Source organism: Peribacillus sp. NPDC046944 (assembly GCF_050272735.1).
In the GTDB taxonomy this organism is placed as follows: Bacteria; Bacillota; Bacilli; order Bacillales; family DSM-1321; genus Peribacillus.
In genome coordinates this window covers 225-18827 of sequence record NZ_JBNNML010000014.1, presented here as the reverse complement: position 1 = coordinate 18827, position 18603 = coordinate 225, and the positions used below count along the sequence as shown (strand labels likewise).

The following is an 18603-nucleotide window of genomic DNA, read 5'->3' as shown; positions in this document are numbered from 1 at the left end:
TTATGACGGAACTACTTGTTCCTGAACGATAAGGCCGTCTTCCATATAATTAGATTCCCGGTTTAGATGAACTTTTAGGGATTTTTTCATAGTCTGTTGGATTAAGAGTATGAACCGATCCATCCGTTACACCAGAGAATATTCCCATCAGACCAGTTTCAACTGTTTTCACTAACTGACCTTTTTGTTTTTGCCCAAAGTTTTGTGTTTGTCCACTCACTTCAAATAGACCCGTACCACTTCCATTTAACGCAAATGCCCCTAAAGCAGTTCCTGGCAAATCAACGGTTTGATCGTACAGTGAAATATTCGTAAACACAGAATTCCCTTTTGCTTGCAATGCATTATAGGCAGTAAAAGTTAACTGACGGGAGAAATCATATTTAAAGTTATCTGCATACTCTTTATACTTAGCCCCTGCAGGTGTGCTAGGATCGTTGACGAATTTTCCTGATATAGACATCGTCACGCGGTCACTATGCCCTGCCTAGTCTCGCAATGAAATTGCAAGCACGTGTTCCTTATGATCTTTCTCTAATTTTCTTAGGTGACCGAAAAAACCACTCTATTTCACTATTCTTGTTTTAAAATGGACTAACACATTAGAAATTCGATTCTTATGCTTTGAAAAAAATTGATGAATTGGTACATAGGTACGGTGTTTCCAGACAAGTATATTTAAAGGAAAATCTTGAAAGTTTTGCAATGCAATGATTGCCAATAAGGAAAAATCATATGATAAGCAGTTACAACAAGTGAATATCTGCAGAAAGCATCTGAAGAGTTCGATGCATAGGTAGAAATTCCGAAAGAATTAATCATATAAGATGCCTATTTAATAATTCAAGGACATCCTACTAAAAATGGATGTCCTTGGTTTTGATGATTAAATATTAGAAAGTTATTGTCTAATTTTCAATTTGTTATTTACTAATAAACTTTCTTCTTTCGGTGATACTCTAGCAATTATTTCCTCACTCAGTAATTGATTTAAGAACTTCATTGTAATTGTCGAATACTTAAACTCGATATTTCGTTTGCCAGGAATAATTAAGAGCGAAAATGGCTCTGGAAGAGCCGCCAATATAGAGTAGACTTTTCTCTTATCATAATCGTATCTCTCTAAACATCCGGATAACACAAATGATATATCTTCTTGTTCTTCTAAAGATTTCATTAGGCCTTCTTCAACTATCTTTTTGTCTAAATGATTGATAATGTTTTCAAAACCTTCTTCTTTAAACTTAGTTAAGATCCAATCACTTATCTTTGGATTAAAACGAATTCCGAACTTTTTAATTGCATTAATCATTTTAAACTTAGTTTCCAATAACAACTGTTCATCTTTTAAAATCTCTATAAAGAGTTGAGAATTACATTCTATTTCCTCTAATTTTTCTAAGAATTGGTTTTCTTCAAATGAAATCAAATAATTAATAGCTAAATCCTGATTTTCTTTTTCATTCAAATAAAAATAGATATTCTTTTCCCAAGGTAATGAAAAGTTGTTAATTAAATGTTCTATTTCTTCATCTGTCAAACTATCTTTTTTTAACTTAAAATACTTGATAGCTAGTTCCGGACATTCTTCATTTAGATGTTCAGCTGTTGATTCTTGCCATGCTAGTAATTCAGTATTAATTAACATCTCAAATTTATTTACAGATATTTTGTTAGGGTTTTGGATAGTTATTTCTCTATTAATATTTGAAAGCAATTCGTTAAACTTACTATAACTAATATTATTTGAATTAATCACTAGTTCGATAACCTTTTGAAAACATCCATCTTCAACTTCATAAACTTCAAGTTCCTTTGTATCTTCTATCAGATTATTAAAGTGGGATGGAATGGTGATAAATTTTTCAAGCACTGCTAACTCTTCTTCACCATTTAGATTTTCATAGTAACTTTCAATGTTTGGCCAACTTAGTTTAATTTTATTTAGCCCTAAAATATTTGCGTATAAATCTGCACTATCAACTTTATTTAAATCGTTAAGTGTACCATTCCATATTTCTAGTAATTCTATTTTAAGTTCTTTATCTATGTTTTCATGATTCAATAAACTTAAAAAGTTATTTTCTTCTTCTGAATAGTACGATTTTATTAACAATATTTCTGAAACAAACTTTTCTATTTCATCTTCAATCCTAATTTTTAATGTATCTGAAGGGTGGTTAAGAATTACTTCGTAATTTATAATGTTAAAATTCAATAGTGTAGATAGAATACTTTCCTTTATATCATAAAAATTATTATCGATAATAATATCGATAATATCCGATGAGTCTTCTACATACTCTAGATCAGAGAAGCATACTCCTAAAGTTTCCAAAGTTAATTTCAATTTCTCTAGACCATCAGTATCTAACTCAATTTCGCTCCACCAAGATAAAAATTCTCGACTTTGCTCAATAAAGAGTGTGAGGCTACCAGATTCATTTAATCTATTCAGCCTCGAAGGCGTATTTGTTAAAAATAACAGCAAAAAGAAGTATACTTCCTGCCCTCTATCATTAAAATTCCCCTGAATCTTATCCCATAAGTCTTCATTTTTTTCGGATAATTCTTGGATAAACACTTTTACTTCTTCAGACATTTTCTCATCGCTTTTCTCTAAAAAACCTGATATAAAACTGAAATTCTCTGTTAGATTTTCACTAACATAATCTATTAAATACTTTCCTTTTTGCTTTAACTCATCTTCCACAGCGTTTAATAAAAAACTAAATAAATCATAATTCAATATGGCTGAGCTATAAAAATGTTCTTTACTTAATTTCTTTTGAACTTCGTTTTTATTTTTTAATTTGTAATTAAATCCCAACGGAATATTAAGCCTTACACTCTTTAAAAAATTAATATCTTCCTTAAACATAGAGCCTTCATAGAAATAAGTAATATACTCATCATAATCTTCATCAATCCAGCCTTGAAGTATCAGTACCCTTAATAGGTCCATCTCCTTTAGATGTTCTTCTATTAAAACATTTGGTTTTCTAACCACTTCTGAAAAGCTACTAGTTTTTAACTCTACAATATCTTTATTTAATTCTTTTATTTTTCTTTTTGATGAAAGTATCTTATTTTCTTCTTTGACTAGAATTGCTTTTGCTCTTGTTAAAATGTCCGGACTCGTACCATTAGCTGTACAAAAATCTTTAAGGCTAATAGATGGGCGATGGTAACTTCTTGTATTAATTATCAATTTCGGTTCAGTAGAAGATAGTTCCATAAGCTTATACACTAAGTTAGTCATGCTATTGCTATCACTGATGTTATAAGTCCCTCCAGCCAGTTCAATAGAATAATCAAAATCTAAGTAGCCCATTTTTCTGAGATATGTTATGACTAAACCATCCAAAGAGTCTATTGTGTCTTTTTCAACAAATGCAAGTACTTCTTCTAGTTCCTGTAATTCTCTCTCATAATCTAATATGTGGATGCTATTTAATTGCTCCTTCAAACTGAAAAGATCATTTAAATGTCCATCACCATTTAGTAAGTCCGAAAAATCTTTAGGATAAATATTTTTATAAACTATTATCGCGAATAACTTATCTTGCTGAATTCCAGATTGTTTTAATGCCGATCGATAAATAATATACTCATTACAAATATTTTTCAGAATTCTCATATCACTTATAAATAAGGAAACATCTGTTATTATTTTTTTCGAAAGACCATCTTTTTGTATTGATGTATCTTCATTTTTAATATAGTTTTTTAGTTTATTTAAAAGTACACTCTCAGAATTTGAAGAGTGCATTATTTTGACTGTTGGAATTATAAAATCAAAAAACTTTGTACGATTTTGAACTTCTTGAAAATTATCCGTTTCTGAGAATATATCATCTTTTAAAGCATAGACAAAAACGATATTCTCTCCTTGCAACTCTTCTGATTGGTTTAAAATATGATTAAGTCCTCTTAATCTTTCAAAAATATTTAAGTTATTAAATCTATCTAAATCTTCAAATACTACTGTATTAATACCTGTTTGAGAGAAGAAGTATATTATTTCATCTAAGTATTTATTAAATATTGTATTATCCTTGTCGGCCTTTAATTCAAAAGTTGCTTTCCCTATCCCAAAAGTACTTAAACGAAAGTTTTTTGCTGCTTTGACTGCTCTAAATATAGTGAATGAAATAATTAAAATACCGATTATTAAAAGTACTATAAATATAAATAGATTCGTAGAATCATAGTTTTCACTCTTACTAAATGTGAATAGCTTCTTTATCCATTCATATTTAATAGAAAAGTATACTAATAGAGCTGAAAATAAAAATAATAATGTATCCCAAAATGTTTCCCAAATATCCTTTTTATGTATTCGAGTAAATCTAGATAGAGGAATCTTTTCTGGCTTAACTTTATAAAACATTTGCTGCATAATATGTTGTTCTAAAACATTTTCAACATTAATATTTTCTTCTGAATATCCTTCTGAGTCACCTTCCATTTCTTCCTTCCCTTTTAGTTCTCTAGAAAATTCTTTTTCTTCACTAAAGGTTGCTGCTGAAATTTCTAAAACTTTTTCTTTTTTATCGTAGTTTTCCCAAAAAGTTTTTAATATACTACTTTTCCCCGATCCATATGTGCCAGTAATGGCTAAATTCTTTATATCTGTATTTTCTAGAGCCCATTCGAGCGTTTTCAAGTATACCTTCTTGCTTTCTGTCTCTTTGGTATCAGGTAATAACGTTTCCAAAGATTCAAGGTTTATTTCTTCCTCCGACATATGTATTCGCTCCTTACTTTATGCTAGACATTTTCTAATACTAATTTTTCATTTATCTTTTATCTAAATAGAAAAATTAATTTAATCAAAATACTCTAAAAAGTAGATATATAATAATTTATCTCGAAAATTCATTCAGAATCTACTGTCAGATTAACATTTCTTTTATTACTTCCTCTTGTACTTTATTTTTTTGTTGAATTTATAGATATACGGAAATTATGAGAGATAGGAGCTAATACTTTAACATGCTAATTTTACCATTTATTTATAATCAATTATATAAATTTAAAATTAGTAGTAGATTAAATAGTGGCTATGTAAATCTCCTTATAAAAGAGATTACTTACATAGTAAAAAGAGCATCCGGATGGACACTCTTCATTTTTAATACTATTTCAGTCAAATTAAATAGTAGCTAGCACAAATTCTTTCCTTTCTATAAATGCTGTTTCTTTTTCTATAGTACAGGCAAGTGAACCTCAAATTTCCCTTATAATAATCCTATGTCCTTTTTCTACGATTTATGGGCTGTGAACCACTACCGATAATCCCTCATATGTCACCTAAGTACTTGAAAGGTATTCTCTTTTTATTCATTTACACCTGACTCTCGACGGTCTCTTTCATTTTGTTCTTTATAATTTTTAAAGTAAGCTATTTTAAGTAAAGTAATTTATAAAATATATCCTTGAAAACTTCTGTCTAAAGTGCAAAAAGTTGTATAAACAAATTATTAAATTATATCAAATATTAGATTGGGGTATGCATCTTCGGTTAAATCAATTTCCAATATTATACAAATTAAATATTGTATATCAAACCAAATAAAATTAGGATATGCCGTTGTTCTATTATTATCTAATCTGCCTAAATATACTTCCTTAACTGATTGCTCTATATTTTCAAAGAACTTCTGCGGAATATCATTCCTATCAGAAAGTAAAATAATATTATCAAATCTACTTGATGGAAATAATACATGATTTCTTTCTAGAGTGTATTCTTCTAAAATGCTCTCGAATTCTTTATGATAATCTTTATCTATCTGGGTGATATGAATGTCAAACTCTCCGTAGTCTGAATTCATACCCAATTTTTCATAGTCTAGTATATTCATAGATGTGCTATCATTATAGATTTTTTGATTAGATTCTATAACAAACTGAAATGGGATTTTATACCCTTTTCTTTCTATCCCCGCTTGAACCATGCAACTAATTAAAAAGTTAGGCATATTAAATTTTTTTTCAATATGGTGAGGATACATTTGATAAACTTCTCTTAACGCATCATTAAAGAACTTGAAATCTATCAATACTAGTGTATCAGTGTAATATTTCCCTTCAAAACCACTTGATGACTTCATTATACTTTCATATCTTTGACTTCTTATATTCTCAAAAAATTCCCAGCTTTCTTTATAATTAATGAAAAGCTCCCTCATATAATTACATATATATAATTGCATTTCTTTAATTAATAATTCTGCTTCGTGAGGTTTCGCTAATAGATCTTCAAGTATTTGTCCATTATGTACTATATTTGTCCTAAGTCCTATTTGTTCATTGCTTTCATTCTTTAAACCGGTCAGCCACTTAAATCTATCTGATAATTTATGATAGTCTTTACTATTGTCCACAGTGAAAGATATTATGGGTCCCTTCAATTTTTGCATCTTCTCAAATTCAAATGGATTCGAGAGGTACTCTATCAAACTTAACGCTTGTACAAATTTATTAGTTAGACTATTTGCTTCTACTATATTTGAATATAACTGTAAAGCATGTTTGGCTATATTTCCAAGCTCCCCACAATCATTTTTTAAAATGACCGTATGTTCGTTTAAAACCTCTTCAATTTCTTTTAAATCAACAATTAATCCCTTTCCAATAAACTCAGTATTAATTTTATATTTATCTTTAATGAAATCATATGACTCGAATTGAGGATAATAGATTAGTATTCCACTATATATGTTATTTATGTATCCGGCTCTTTGCATCAGTAAAGACGTTTTATCCAAATTACAATAAATATATTTAAAAACATTTAAGAATTCTTCCGTTTTACTAATGTTGGAATTCAAAATTTGTTGCCTTTCTTCTACTGTAAAATTCTTAAAAGGATGGTTTTTTTTAATTTCTACAGGAAATACTACAATAGCTGAATTAAAGAAATCCTCTTTAATTTCTAAAAAATTTAAATCAGTCTTCATTCCCATCAATTCCTTTGGATCAAAGCTTCCTGAGGGATATATTGTTGTTTCCTCTACTTTGTACCTGCTTGAAACATTAAAATTTTTAACAGGAACAATCGCTAAATCTTTCTCTATACCATAATCAGATTTTATAGAGTATAGATACTTTATATTCACCATTCTAGTATTCCCCTATCTTTTTGAATTAGAAATTGTTCATACCCATATACAGCAGTAGAAAGTAAAAGATATAAAATTCTTAGGTTATTTGATTTATTTATTTTCCCTACAATATATAATAAATAATATATAGTCTGATGTATAGTTACAATGAAGTTGTTCAATTTCTTTTTATCAAATTATCTATAATCTCTCATATGAAAATTAACTTCAAATTGTCTTTTCCTACTTTCAAAGTTTTAAACCCACACATGCTGACCAGAAATAATCCAATCAATTTTAATGCTAAAAAAACTGCTAATATATCAATTCCTTGTTTAACACCTCTTTTGTAAGATGTGCTTGTGATGACTGACCGATAGCCTCACAATATCTTATAAGATAATTTTTTTAAAAAGCTTACTCTATTACTCGTATTGTTAAAATTATCAAGAGGTTATTCGATGGCAGAAGCCTTAATCAATAATTCTGCATATTTAATACTTTCTTTTAAATAAATAGGTGCGTGAGGATGGGATAATATCTCTGAGGTAGTCAACCATAATACCCTTTCTACCTCATTAGGAACTTTACGATATGCTTCTCCAAAATCATGTTCGCAAAGAAATACGATATTTACCACATCTACATCTGTATCAGCCACAAAAGATTTACTATGTACATAATTCAAAGCGTCTTTTTACTTTACCAAAGCTTCACGTTATACTGTCCTTTCCATTATGTCAGGAGAATTTCCTTCCTGATTGACTTTACCGCCAACGAGAGAAAGCATTCCCACAGCATGTTCTTCTTCTTTGCTTCTTTCAATGATATTAGCCACTTATCATTTTCCTAACAGCACCTTCTATATTTACGATAAACATGTATTTCCTCCTTAATAATTAATTTTTCTTGCTTATCTCAATTCTATCTCCAGCTTCTCAATAAACTTTACCTTTTATTACAAAATTTTGCTGTATTTGTTTTTCACTAGAAATAACAAAGAAAATATGAGATAGAAAAAACTTAATGTACCGGAGAATAGCGTTCATAAAAGTACACTTTTACGAACTCTTTTTAGATAATCAGAAGCAGTAGCATTAAAAAGAAAAGTGAATATCTACGCTAACATGACGAAAAATGTCGAAGAATAGACTTCTAAGAGATTTAGTCAATTGACAAAAGGTGTCCTTTAATTTCACTCAACTGAAATATTGGAAAATGCACGAAAAAGAAGACCTCCTATAAGTTCAAAGAACTTACAAAAGGTCTCCCCAAAAGCTTAATTTAGTTGTTTCGGAACCCGAAAGTTAGCATTTCATGAATAACCTTCTCACAAACCCTTACATATCAAGGATGGTAAGAGTTTATTACATCATGCCGCCCATTCCGCCCATGTCAGGCATTCCCATTCCGCCGCCAGCGCCAGCAGGTTCTGGTTTGTCAGCAACAACTGCTTCAGTTGTTAAGAACATAGCAGCCACGGATCCAGCGTTTTGTAGAGCTGAACGAGTTACTTTAGTAGGATCGACGATACCCGCTTCGATCATGTTCACCCATTCTCCAGTAGCGGCATTGAAGCCAGTACCGATTGCTTCGCCTTTAAGGCGTTCTACGATTACAGATCCTTCAAGTCCAGCATTGTGAGCGATTTGGCGAATCGGCTCTTCGATTGCACGAAGAACGATTTTCACGCCTGTTGCTACGTCGCCTTCTGCTTCGATTTCTGCCACTTTATTGTATACGTTTAGAAGAGCTGTACCACCACCGGCTACGATTCCTTCTTCAACAGCAGCACGAGTAGAGTTCAATGCATCTTCAATACGAAGTTTACGTTCTTTAAGTTCTGTTTCAGTAGCTGCTCCGACTTTGATTACTGCTACTCCACCAGCTAATTTAGCAAGGCGTTCTTGTAGTTTTTCGCGGTCGAATTCAGAAGTTGTTTCTTCTAATTGAACACGGATTTGGTTTACACGAGCTTGAATTTGAGCTGTGTCTCCAGCACCTTCAACGATTGTTGTGTTCTCTTTTGTAACAACGACTTTAGAAGCGCGTCCTAAAGAATCGATTGTTGCAGATTTAAGGTCAAGGCCGATTTCTTCCGTGATCAATTCGCCGCCTGTTAGAGCTGCGATGTCTTCAAGCATAGCTTTACGACGGTCACCGAATCCAGGAGCTTTAACTGCCACTGCATTGAATGTTCCACGAAGTTTGTTCACAACAAGAGTTGCAAGTGCTTCGCCTTCCACGTCTTCAGAAATCAATAATAGTGGTTTTCCTTGTTGTACAACTTGCTCAAGTACAGGAAGGATTTCTTGAAGGTTCGTGATTTTTTTATCTGTAATTAAGATGTATGGATTTTCAAGAATCGCTTCCATTTTATCTGAATCAGTAACCATGTAAGGAGACGCATATCCGCGATCGAATTGCATACCTTCTACAACGTCCAATTCAGTTGTGAAACCTTTAGATTCTTCGATTGTGATAACGCCGTCGTTACCTACACGTTCCATAGCTTCTGCAATCAATTGTCCTACTTCTTCATCAGCTGAAGAGATAGCAGCAACTTGTGCAATCGATTCTTTGTTTTCAACAGGTTGAGAAATGGCTTTTAATTCTGCAATCGCAGTATTAACCGCTTTTTCCATCCCTTTACGGATACCCATTGGGTTAGCACCAGCTGTTACGTTCTTAAGACCTTCACGGATCATTGCTTGCGCAAGAACCGTTGCAGTAGTCGTTCCGTCACCAGCTACGTCATTTGTTTTGCTTGCTACTTCAGCAACCAATTTCGCACCCATGTTTTCGAAAGCATCTTCTAATTCGATTTCTTTAGCGATTGTTACACCGTCATTGGTAATAAGCGGTGAACCGAATTTTTTCTCCAGAACCACGTTACGTCCTTTTGGTCCAAGCGTTACTTTTACTGCATCTGCAAGAGCGTCAACGCCACGAAGCATTGAACGGCGAGCTTCTTCACTAAATTTAATTTCTTTAGCCATGTATAAGTACCTCCCTAATCATTTTAAGAAAAATTTTCGTTCAGTTAAGTATGATGTATAATTAGCCAATGATAGCTAAGATATCGCTTTCACGTAAGATTAAGTATTCATTATTTTCGTATTTAACTTCAGTACCAGCATATTTTGAGAAGATAATTAGATCGCCTTGGGCAACCTCTAAAGCAACACGTTCGCCATTTTCAAGGACACGGCCTGTACCAACCGCTACGACTTTACCTTCTTGTGGCTTTTCTTTTGCAGTATCAGGAAGAACAATACCGCTTGCCGTTTTTTCTTCAGATTGAACTAATTCAATAATAACGCGATCACCTAATGGTTTTAACAAGTGAAACAACCTCCTCATTTTCTCTTAAATCAATTGCCTGATTTATTAGCACTCATCAACACCGAGTGCTAACACATTTATAATATTAAATAAATCGAGCCCTTTTTGCAAGTATCTTGTTGAATTTTTTTTATTAATTTCTGATAAATTTCGGGTATACTACTCTAGGATAATGATTCCTAAAATGTTTTTTGGAAATGTTCTCTTTTTATATACCTATAAGTGGTGTTATGGGCTGTTTTTTGATACCCTTTTTATATACGTTTATAGATTGTCCCCATGTCAGGACTCTAAAAAAATGGCGGACTTAATTAAAGGAGTTTTCATTTTTGAAAAAAGAATATTGGTTCGTCATCATTACTTACATTGCCATGCAATTATCGGGTATTGTCGGAATGCCGATTTTCACGGTGATTGGTTCTGCAATGGGCATACCAAGTGATGAGCTCGAAGTTAAATCGGCCGCTTACTGGATCGTCTTCAGTTTTCTTGCAGCACTAATAGTGATTCTATTCTTGTTGCGAAAAGATATGAAGGAAAATACTGAGCTTACACAGACTTCGGTTCCCGTGTCCTTCCTATGGGCAATAGCGGGTGTCTTCCTAGCCTTTTTCGCTCAAAATATAGCTGGGAACATCGAACAAATGCTTGGGGTGGAGACTGAATCTGAAAATACTCAAAATCTGGTTTCACTCATTTATAAAGTTCCGATGGTCATATTCGTTACCTCTGTGATCGGTCCTATTTTGGAAGAAATCATTTTCAGGAAAATTATTTTCGGATCGCTTTATAAACGCTTTAATTTCTTCATTTCGGCTTTACTCAGCTCGGTTATTTTCGGCTTGGCACACGGTGAACTCGAACATCTTCTTTTATATGCAGCAATGGGCTTCACTTTTGCCTTCCTATATGCCAAAACGGGCCGTATTCTCGTATCCATAGCCGCACATGTCGCTATGAATACCCTTGTTGTCATTATTCAGGTGGTATATAGAGAAGATATCGAGAAATTGTCAGATACTGCACAAGCCTTTATCGGAGGTTTATTATGAAACGTCAGTCACCTTTATTCATCGGAATCGTATACGCAGGCTTGGGCATTCTCTTTACAACGATTGCCGTCCAGACAGTCAATTCTTCCGGATGGGGATTTTTCGCCTATATCCTTGTATTGATTGCGACTCTTGATTTGGGATCTGGGATCCGTATGATTCTCATCCACTTTAAAATTAAGTCCATACAAAAGAATAACAAAAAATAAAAAACACGCTGCATAATCGCAGCGTGTTTTTATTCTTCTAGAACAGCTTCTTCTACTACAGGATAGTGCTTTAAAAAGTAGATCAGCGATTGAAGCTCAACCGCCAGATCAATATGATGAACCCTTATGGATGGGGGTACAGTCAGCCTGGCTGGAGTGAAATTCAGTATCCCTTTTATATCGGCCTGAACCAAACGATCGGTTATCGTCTGGGCCTCTTGGGCAGGGACCGTCAAAATCGCTACCGTAATATTGTTTTCCTGCAAAAGTGTGTCTATTTCGTTCATATGATAGATCGGCACATCAGCGATGGTCTTTCCGACCTTGTCTTCAGAAACTTCAAATGCCATTTCAATTTTTGTATTATTGTTTTTCATGAAATTGTAATTTAAAAAGGCAGTTCCTAAATTCCCCACTCCAATTAAGGCTACTTTTGTCAGTTCATCTTGATCCAATGTTTTTCTGAAGAAAGACAATAAATAATTGACATTATAGCCGTAGCCCTTCTTTCCAAGTGCTCCAAAGTAGGAAAAATCGCGGCGGATCGTTGCTGAATCTACCTTTACAGCTTCACTCAGCTCAGCTGAGGAAACTCTTTGTTTACCTGAGGAATGTAAGTTTTTTAAAAATCGATAATACAAGGGCAACCTTTTAGCCGTTGCTTGCGGTATCTTTGGGTCATGGTTCATTGTTCTTCCCCGCCTTTATACATGCTTTTAAAACGATTACATTTGATTTAGCTGCCTTTTGTAATCACTGCTGGACACGCCACCTGTTTTCTCCACTAAAAATGTAGGCCCGATAATCATTCCTTTATCCAGTGCCTTACACATGTCGTAAACCGTTAATGCGGTTGCAGATGCTGCTGTTAACGCTTCCATTTCAACACCTGTACTACCCTTTGTCTTAACCTGTGTTTCAATTTTAAGCCGGTACCCTTTTTCTTCTTTTTCCCAATCAAAAGCTATATTGACCCCTTGTAGGGAAATGGGGTGACACATCGGAATGATATTGGATGTATTTTTGCTGGCCATGATGCCTGCAACCTGTGCTACCGCCAATACATCACCTTTTTTCATTTGTTGATTCGTGATTTTTTCATATATTTCTTCGTTCAATAAGATGCTGGATTGAGCTGTTGCCGTCCGGATTGTCTCTGGCTTCGTGCTCACATCAACCATTTTGGCTCTGCCTTGTTCATTAAAATGCGTTAAATCGCTCATAAAATTACCCCTCCTAAATCATACACTATTATCCTACATTATGTAACAGCTTGTTTTTCACCTTTAAAACCAAAGCTGTTGCCGTTAAATACTATAATACGTTACACTAACAATAATCAATTGAGGTGAAATCCATGATTCTATTACAAATCAATCAACTATCTAAATATTATGGTGCTGAGCTAATCTTATCAAATATGAAGCTTGAAGTTCAAAATAAAGACCGGATTGCCCTAGTCGGTCGAAATGGAGCAGGGAAGTCAACCTTGCTAAAAATTATAGCCGGTCAAATTTCTCATGATGGTGGCGAAATCATCAAGCCAAAAGACATTACAATCGGTTATATGGCCCAGGATACTGGATTGGAATCCGAACTATCCATTTGGGACGAAATGCTGACTGTATTCGAAAAACTGATCGCACAAGAAAAAGAACTACGGCGACTCGAGGCTGCCATGGCCGATCCCGCAACATTTGAAAATGAAATACGTTACCAAAAGGTGTTAAGTGAATATGATGCCCTCCAGGTAACATTCAAAGAACAGGGCGGGTATCAATATGAAGCGGATATCCGCTCTGTCTTACATGGTCTCCAATTTGGAGATTTTGATCATTCCACTTTAATTTCCACATTGAGCGGTGGTCAAAAGACACGCCTTGCCTTGGGGAAATTACTTTTAAAGAAACCTGATATTTTAATACTGGATGAGCCTACAAACCATCTGGATATCGAGACACTCTCTTGGCTTGAACAATATTTGCAAAGCTATCAGGGTGCAGTACTTATTGTGTCCCATGATCGCTATTTTCTTGATAAAGTTGTCAATCAGGTCTATGAAATTTCAAGGAATAACATGAAAAAGTACTATGGAAATTACAGCTCCTACTTGGAAAGAAGAGCAGAAGACTATGAACGTGAAATGAAACAATTCGAGAAACAGCAAGGGGAAATAGAAAAACTGCGAGATTTTGTCCAACGTAATATAACGAGGGCATCGACGACCAAAAGAGCCCAAAGCCGTCGTAAACAGCTGGAAAAGATGGACGTATTGGACAAGCCTCAGGGTGATGAGAAATCCGCCAATTTTTCCTTTCAAATAGAAAAACAAAGTGGCAATGAAGTGCTTCATCTTCAAAACTTGGCCATCGGCTATGCGGGGGAAGCAGTGTCTCAAAACATTAACTCCCGGATGACAAAAGGCGAAAGCATTGCCCTCGTCGGACCGAATGGTGTCGGTAAATCTACATTATTGAAAACCGTCATTTCAAAGCTCCCTCCGATTTCCGGGGAATTTCGCTTTGGAACCAATGTCGAGGTCAGTTATTACGATCAAGAACAAGCCAATCTCATTTCTAATAAACGCGTCCTGAATGAACTATGGGATGATTACCCGACTAAACCGGAGAAAGATATCCGGACAGTGCTCGGCAATTTCCTTTTTAGCGGGGACGATGTGTTGAAAACCGTTTCAACTTTGAGCGGTGGGGAAAAGGCTCGCCTTGCTTTAGCGAAAATGATGATGGAAAAGGGAAACTTTTTGATTCTGGATGAACCGACTAACCATTTGGACCTGGAGAGTAAGTTAGTCCTTGAAAATGCTTTGATCGATTATCCTGGAACCATTCTTGTTGTCTCGCATGACCGTTACTTCATTAATCGAATCGCTACAAAAATCATAGAGCTATCCAAGGACGGCAATGAAGAATTCCTTGGGGATTATGATTACTATGTTGAGAAAAAACAAGAGCAAGCTGAAATTGAAGCCCTTGAACAACAGGGTAAGGCAAATACAGTAGAAATAAAGGTCGAAAAAACAAATTATAAACTGGATAAAGAAACGAAAAAAGCAGAACGGCAACGCAAACGTCGAATCGAAGAGATTGAATCGGCTATGGAATTGCTGGAAACAGAAATTACCGAGTATAATGAGCTTCTATGTGACCCAGCGGTTTTCCAAGACCATGAAAAAGTGATGGACATACAGACGAAACTGGACAAGGCACAAGAAACATTAGATCAGTATCTGGAAGAATGGGCCGAATTAGAAGAGTAAGATGAAGGCTGGGTCATGTGACTCAGTCTTTTTCTTATGAAGCAATAAGTTATCCACAGTCTTATGCACATAACAAGCACGACTGAATCAACATTATTTTAGTTTACCCACACTATCCACAAAAATTTATCCACTTATCCACAAAATTACTATTTATACACAGGTGTTTTGAATAGTGAAAAAATTTTATCCACAAAATAAGCATGATTTGTAAAAAACAGAAAAACAAGATACCAAAGTTCGGTATCCTGCCTTCATTAGAAAACTTCTATATCCAACCCAGGATTTCCGTTCAAATCTAGTCCTGAGCGTTTTCCCTTTTCAAACATGATGCTGCCTGCAGCACCGATCATCGCCGCGTTATCCGTACAAAGATGTAAGGGAGGAATGACCAGGTCCATTGACAAACCTGAAAAAGCATCCGTAAGAGCATTTCTGAGCCCTTTATTGGCAGCAACTCCTCCAGCAAGTAATACCTGTTTCACTTCATATTCCTTGGCAGCCTTGACGGCCTTCTTCACAAGAACCTCAATAACACTCGCCTGGAAGCTTGCCGCTAAGTCCTGCGGCTCAATATTTTCGCCACGTTGTTCTGCATTATGCAAGGTATTAATGACAGCTGATTTCAAGCCGCTGAAAGAAAAGTCATAGCTTCCTTCTTCTAACCAAGCCCTTGGCAGTTTCAAAGATGGTGTCCCCTCATGAGCAAGTCTATCGATATGTGGACCCCCAGGATACGGAAGCCCCAGTGTTCTTGCGACTTTATCGTAAGCCTCGCCTGCCGCGTCATCTCTTGTTTCCCCAATTACTTTAAAGGAACCAGGCTCAGTCAATAACACCAATTCGGTATGTCCACCTGATACGACTAAAGAAAGGGCAGGATACTGTATTTCTTGTACCAGTCTATTCGCATATATATGTCCTGCAATATGGTGCGTTCCCACAAGAGGGATTCCATGCGCGAAAGCAATGGCTTTGGCTGCATTAACACCTATTAACAAGGCTCCTACTAACCCTGGGCCTTCAGTGACAGCTATGGCATCCAAATCCTCATATGTCACACCAGCTTGAAGCAGGGCCTCCTCCAATACGATGGTGATCTGCTCAACATGATGACGAGACGCTATTTCCGGAACGACACCACCAAACCGTTTATGGCTTTCTATTTGTGAAGCCACAACATTGCTTACTATCTCTGTTCCATTCTTAATGACGGCTGCAGCTGTCTCATCGCAGCTCGTTTCAATACCCAATATCAATTGATCTTTTTTCATCTAAAATTCACCCACATAACATAAGCATCTTCTTGATTATCTGTATAATATCTTTTCCTTATTCCGCCCTTTTGAAAGCCCAGTTTTTCATAGAGGGAAATGGCTACAGCATTGCTGACCCGAACTTCTAGCGTCATCCGGACCACCCCCATGCTGATCGAGATTTCTATCATTTTTCTTAGCAGGGCTTCACCAAGCTTTTGCCCTCGATACTCGGGTAAAATGGCGATATTGGTAATATGCGATTCATCAATGACAATCCAGGCCCCGCAATAACCGGCAATTTTCCCCTCATCTTCAATAACCATATAAACAGCATATTCATTATGATTCAGTTCATTAAAGAAAGCTTCCCGGCTCCAAGGCAAAGTGAAGGACTGTTTTTCCACGTTCAACACTTGCTCGATATCTTCCGTTTTCATCTTACGAAACGTCATTGTTTTGCTCATCATAATCGGTCGCTTTCCTTTTATTTTATTTACCCTGCTGTTCAAGCCACTTTGCTTCGGCTTCAGCCATACGAATATAGTTGGGAACGAAGTGGTGTATATCGACTTCATCCTTATTCAAACCAATAAAAGCAAGTTCGCTTGGTCTCGCATTATACAACTGTACAGGAGCAAAGACAGCTAAATCCCCCAGTACTTCTGTAATGGCCTCACGATGAATCTCCACGTCCTGGCCAACAAACAATACTGGTCGATTGTATTCCTTTACCTTCATCGCCCATTCAGAGCTTAGAATATTACAATCTTCCGTGACCGTTTTTAACGTGCCATGATCAAATTCATATAAACCTGTATATACCTGGCCACGTCTAGCATCGAACAATGGGGAAACCAAACCATCAAAATAACGGCCATTCGCTGCTAGCACTTCTAAACTAGAAACAGCGGATAATGGAACATTCAGTGTCCAGGCCAATGTTTTTGCTATCGTTACGCCAATTCTAACTCCTGTATAAGATCCAGGACCCTGAGCGACAACGATTTTCGTCAGCTCTTTAGGAGACGTATCACAGTCCTTCAATAAAGACTCGATTGCAGGCATCACCCGAACGGAATGGTTCTTCTTTAAATTCGTCGTGTACTCTCCGATCACTTGGGTACCATTTATTAAAGCAACCCCTAAAGTAAAGTTCGATGTATCTATCGCTAAAACCTTCATGAAATTATCTCCTTACATAACATAACATACCGTTCGCCATGAGCTTCCAAAACAAATCGGCGACTCGTATCACCAAGACGATAAATATTAATGGTCAGAATGTCCTCGGGGAGTTGGTCTTTTATTAAATGGGCCCATTCCACGACTGTCACACCATCGCCATCAAAATATTCATCAAAACCTAAATCCTCTTCTGACTCTCCTACCCGATATACATCCATATGATATAAGGGTAAGCGACCGTTGTATTCCTTTATAATCGTAAAGGTAGGGCTATTCACCGTACGTGAGACCCCTAATCCCTTAGCAAGGCCTTTAGTAAATGCAGTTTTCCCTGCCCCTAAATCTCCCTCTAAAGCCAGTACATCGCCACTGCGAAGCCTCTTAGCCAATTCCTGCGCAAACTGTGCCGTCTCTTCCTCATTTTCAGAAATCCATTCGAAATGTTGCATATATCCGTCACCTTTATCATTCAATTAAGTAATTGATCCCCAGTTAAAAAAGGGCTAAATTCTACCTATAAAAAACGCATTCATTCACCATTGATTCAAAAAAAGATTCTATATGTAGTGTACCTTGTTTCAAAAGAAGAAACAAATAAGTTATGGATATTATAAGATGAAAATCCGGTAAAACAAAAAAAACGAAACAAAGGTTTCGTTTTTTTCATGATTGCGGGGACAGGATTTGAACCTGCGACCTCCGGGTTATGAGCCCGACGAGCTACCGGACTGCTCTACCCCGCGACGGTATGAATGATACATTTATATAAAAAGTACAGCTTGGCGACGTCCTACTCTCACAGGGGGAAACCCCCAACTACCATTGGCGCTGAAGAGCTTAACTGCCGTGTTCGGAATGGGAACGGGTGTGACCTCTTCGCTATCGCCACCAAACATTATACTTTTTCTTTAAGACTTATATTATTATAATACAAATCGTTCTGATAAGCAAGGAATTTCTTTTCCTTTTTTAAAGAGATGGATTAATAAAACATAACATTAATTATAGTATGGCTTATTTCACAAAAAAATATTCAATTGATTCGTAAAAATAAAAAAACGAAACATCGTTTCGTTTTTTTCATGATTGCGGGGACAGGATTTGAACCTGCGACCTCCGGGTTATGAGCCCGACGAGCTACCGGACTGCTCTACCCCGCGACGG

13 protein-coding genes, 2 tRNA genes, 1 rRNA gene and 2 pseudogenes are annotated in these 18603 nt (G+C 35.7%); 3 read left to right on the top strand and 15 right to left on the bottom strand.

What is annotated here, in order from left to right:
• Window positions 1-49 precede the first annotated feature (49 nt).
• The 6 genes and pseudogenes from ACQKIC_RS18650 to groES form a co-directional block, all read right to left on the bottom strand.
• Window positions 50-484, bottom strand: a pseudogene (locus ACQKIC_RS18650) (M14 family zinc carboxypeptidase); the annotation flags it as partial.
• Window positions 485-901: 417 nt separating this feature from the next.
• Window positions 902-4750 carry a hypothetical protein gene (locus ACQKIC_RS18645; protein ID WP_427592145.1) on the bottom strand — a complete coding sequence of 1283 codons (3849 nt, stop codon included), beginning with the start codon at window positions 4748-4750 and terminating at the stop codon, window positions 902-904.
• 736 nt (window positions 4751-5486) lie between these two features.
• The gene (locus tag ACQKIC_RS18640) at window positions 5487-7130 is read right to left on the bottom strand and encodes a hypothetical protein (protein ID WP_427592146.1); all 1644 of its coding nucleotides are present in this window, start codon (window positions 7128-7130) and stop codon (window positions 5487-5489) included.
• A 436-nt stretch (window positions 7131-7566) separates the two neighbouring features.
• Window positions 7567-7993: pseudogene (locus tag ACQKIC_RS18635) on the bottom strand (NUDIX hydrolase).
• A 486-nt stretch (window positions 7994-8479) separates the two neighbouring features.
• A complete protein-coding gene (groL, locus tag ACQKIC_RS18630; RefSeq protein ID WP_402959449.1) occupies window positions 8480-10111 on the bottom strand; it encodes a chaperonin GroEL in 1632 nt (543 codons plus the stop codon).
• 61 nt (window positions 10112-10172) lie between these two features.
• On the bottom strand, window positions 10173-10457 hold the full coding sequence (gene groES / locus ACQKIC_RS18625; protein WP_402875451.1) for a co-chaperone GroES: 285 nt from the start codon (window positions 10455-10457) through the stop codon (window positions 10173-10175).
• A 329-nt stretch (window positions 10458-10786) separates the two neighbouring features.
• Here groES and ACQKIC_RS18620 point away from each other — a divergent pair, with 329 nt between their 5' ends.
• Window positions 10787-11509: a CPBP family intramembrane glutamic endopeptidase gene (locus ACQKIC_RS18620; protein ID WP_402959447.1), complete on the top strand. Its 723-nt coding sequence runs from the start codon at window positions 10787-10789 to the stop codon at window positions 11507-11509.
• Window positions 11506-11718, top strand: coding sequence for a YdiK family protein (locus ACQKIC_RS18615; protein WP_402875447.1), 213 nt, complete (start codon window positions 11506-11508; stop codon window positions 11716-11718). Before ACQKIC_RS18620 ends, ACQKIC_RS18615 begins: the two co-directional genes overlap by 4 nt.
• A gap of 29 nt (window positions 11719-11747) precedes the next feature.
• Here the strand turns inward: ACQKIC_RS18615 and ACQKIC_RS18610 are convergent, their stop codons facing one another.
• Window positions 11748-12407 carry a redox-sensing transcriptional repressor Rex gene (locus ACQKIC_RS18610; protein ID WP_402875445.1) on the bottom strand — a complete coding sequence of 220 codons (660 nt, stop codon included), beginning with the start codon at window positions 12405-12407 and terminating at the stop codon, window positions 11748-11750.
• A 36-nt stretch (window positions 12408-12443) separates the two neighbouring features.
• Window positions 12444-12941, bottom strand: a complete 498-nt coding sequence (gene moaC / locus ACQKIC_RS18605; RefSeq protein WP_402875444.1) for a cyclic pyranopterin monophosphate synthase MoaC — start codon at window positions 12939-12941, stop codon at window positions 12444-12446.
• Window positions 12942-13075: 134 nt separating this feature from the next.
• Here moaC and ACQKIC_RS18600 point away from each other — a divergent pair, with 134 nt between their 5' ends.
• On the top strand, window positions 13076-14995 hold the full coding sequence (locus ACQKIC_RS18600) for an ABC-F family ATP-binding cassette domain-containing protein (RefSeq protein WP_427592147.1): 1920 nt from the start codon (window positions 13076-13078) through the stop codon (window positions 14993-14995).
• A 257-nt stretch (window positions 14996-15252) separates the two neighbouring features.
• On the opposite strand, the gene tsaD is transcribed toward ACQKIC_RS18600, so the two are convergent.
• From tsaD to ACQKIC_RS18565, 7 genes are all read right to left on the bottom strand, one after another.
• A complete protein-coding gene (gene tsaD / locus ACQKIC_RS18595; RefSeq protein WP_402875442.1) occupies window positions 15253-16269 on the bottom strand; it encodes a tRNA (adenosine(37)-N6)-threonylcarbamoyltransferase complex transferase subunit TsaD in 1017 nt (338 codons plus the stop codon).
• The gene (gene rimI, locus ACQKIC_RS18590; RefSeq protein WP_402959490.1) at window positions 16266-16718 is read right to left on the bottom strand and encodes a ribosomal protein S18-alanine N-acetyltransferase; all 453 of its coding nucleotides are present in this window, start codon (window positions 16716-16718) and stop codon (window positions 16266-16268) included. The genes tsaD and rimI overlap by 4 nt, the downstream gene beginning before the upstream one ends.
• Window positions 16719-16743: 25 nt before the next feature.
• Window positions 16744-17436 (bottom strand): tRNA (adenosine(37)-N6)-threonylcarbamoyltransferase complex dimerization subunit type 1 TsaB, encoded by a 693-nt coding sequence (tsaB, locus tag ACQKIC_RS18585; protein WP_402959443.1) that lies wholly within the window; start codon window positions 17434-17436, stop codon window positions 16744-16746.
• Entirely contained in the window at window positions 17433-17888 is a 456-nt protein-coding gene (gene tsaE / locus ACQKIC_RS18580; RefSeq protein WP_402875439.1) for a tRNA (adenosine(37)-N6)-threonylcarbamoyltransferase complex ATPase subunit type 1 TsaE, read from the bottom strand. Before tsaE ends, tsaB begins: the two co-directional genes overlap by 4 nt.
• Before the next feature lie 220 nt (window positions 17889-18108).
• Window positions 18109-18182 (bottom strand) — tRNA-Met (locus ACQKIC_RS18575).
• Between the two features lie 34 nt (window positions 18183-18216).
• Window positions 18217-18332 (bottom strand): 5S ribosomal RNA (gene rrf, locus ACQKIC_RS18570).
• 193 nt (window positions 18333-18525) lie between these two features.
• Window positions 18526-18599, bottom strand: a tRNA-Met gene (locus tag ACQKIC_RS18565).
• Between the last annotated feature and the right edge of the window lie 4 nt (window positions 18600-18603).

Coding starts and splice junctions, on each gene's coding strand:
- ACQKIC_RS18645 (WP_427592145.1), bottom strand. CDS start 4,750: ATGTCGGAGGAAGAAATAAACCTTGAATCTTTGGAAACGTTATTACCT.
- ACQKIC_RS18640 (WP_427592146.1), bottom strand. CDS start 7,130: ATGGTGAATATAAAGTATCTATACTCTATAAAATCTGATTATGGTATA.
- groL (WP_402959449.1), bottom strand. CDS start 10,111: ATGGCTAAAGAAATTAAATTTAGTGAAGAAGCTCGCCGTTCAATGCTT.
- ACQKIC_RS18615 (WP_402875447.1), top strand. CDS start 11,506: ATGAAACGTCAGTCACCTTTATTCATCGGAATCGTATACGCAGGCTTG.
- ACQKIC_RS18610 (WP_402875445.1), bottom strand. CDS start 12,407: ATGAACCATGACCCAAAGATACCGCAAGCAACGGCTAAAAGGTTGCCC.
- moaC (WP_402875444.1), bottom strand. CDS start 12,941: ATGAGCGATTTAACGCATTTTAATGAACAAGGCAGAGCCAAAATGGTT.
- ACQKIC_RS18600 (WP_427592147.1), top strand. CDS start 13,076: ATGATTCTATTACAAATCAATCAACTATCTAAATATTATGGTGCTGAG.
- tsaD (WP_402875442.1), bottom strand. CDS start 16,269: ATGAAAAAAGATCAATTGATATTGGGTATTGAAACGAGCTGCGATGAG.
- rimI (WP_402959490.1), bottom strand. CDS start 16,718: ATGAGCAAAACAATGACGTTTCGTAAGATGAAAACGGAAGATATCGAG.
- tsaB (WP_402959443.1), bottom strand. CDS start 17,436: ATGAAGGTTTTAGCGATAGATACATCGAACTTTACTTTAGGGGTTGCT.
- tsaE (WP_402875439.1), bottom strand. CDS start 17,888: ATGCAACATTTCGAATGGATTTCTGAAAATGAGGAAGAGACGGCACAG.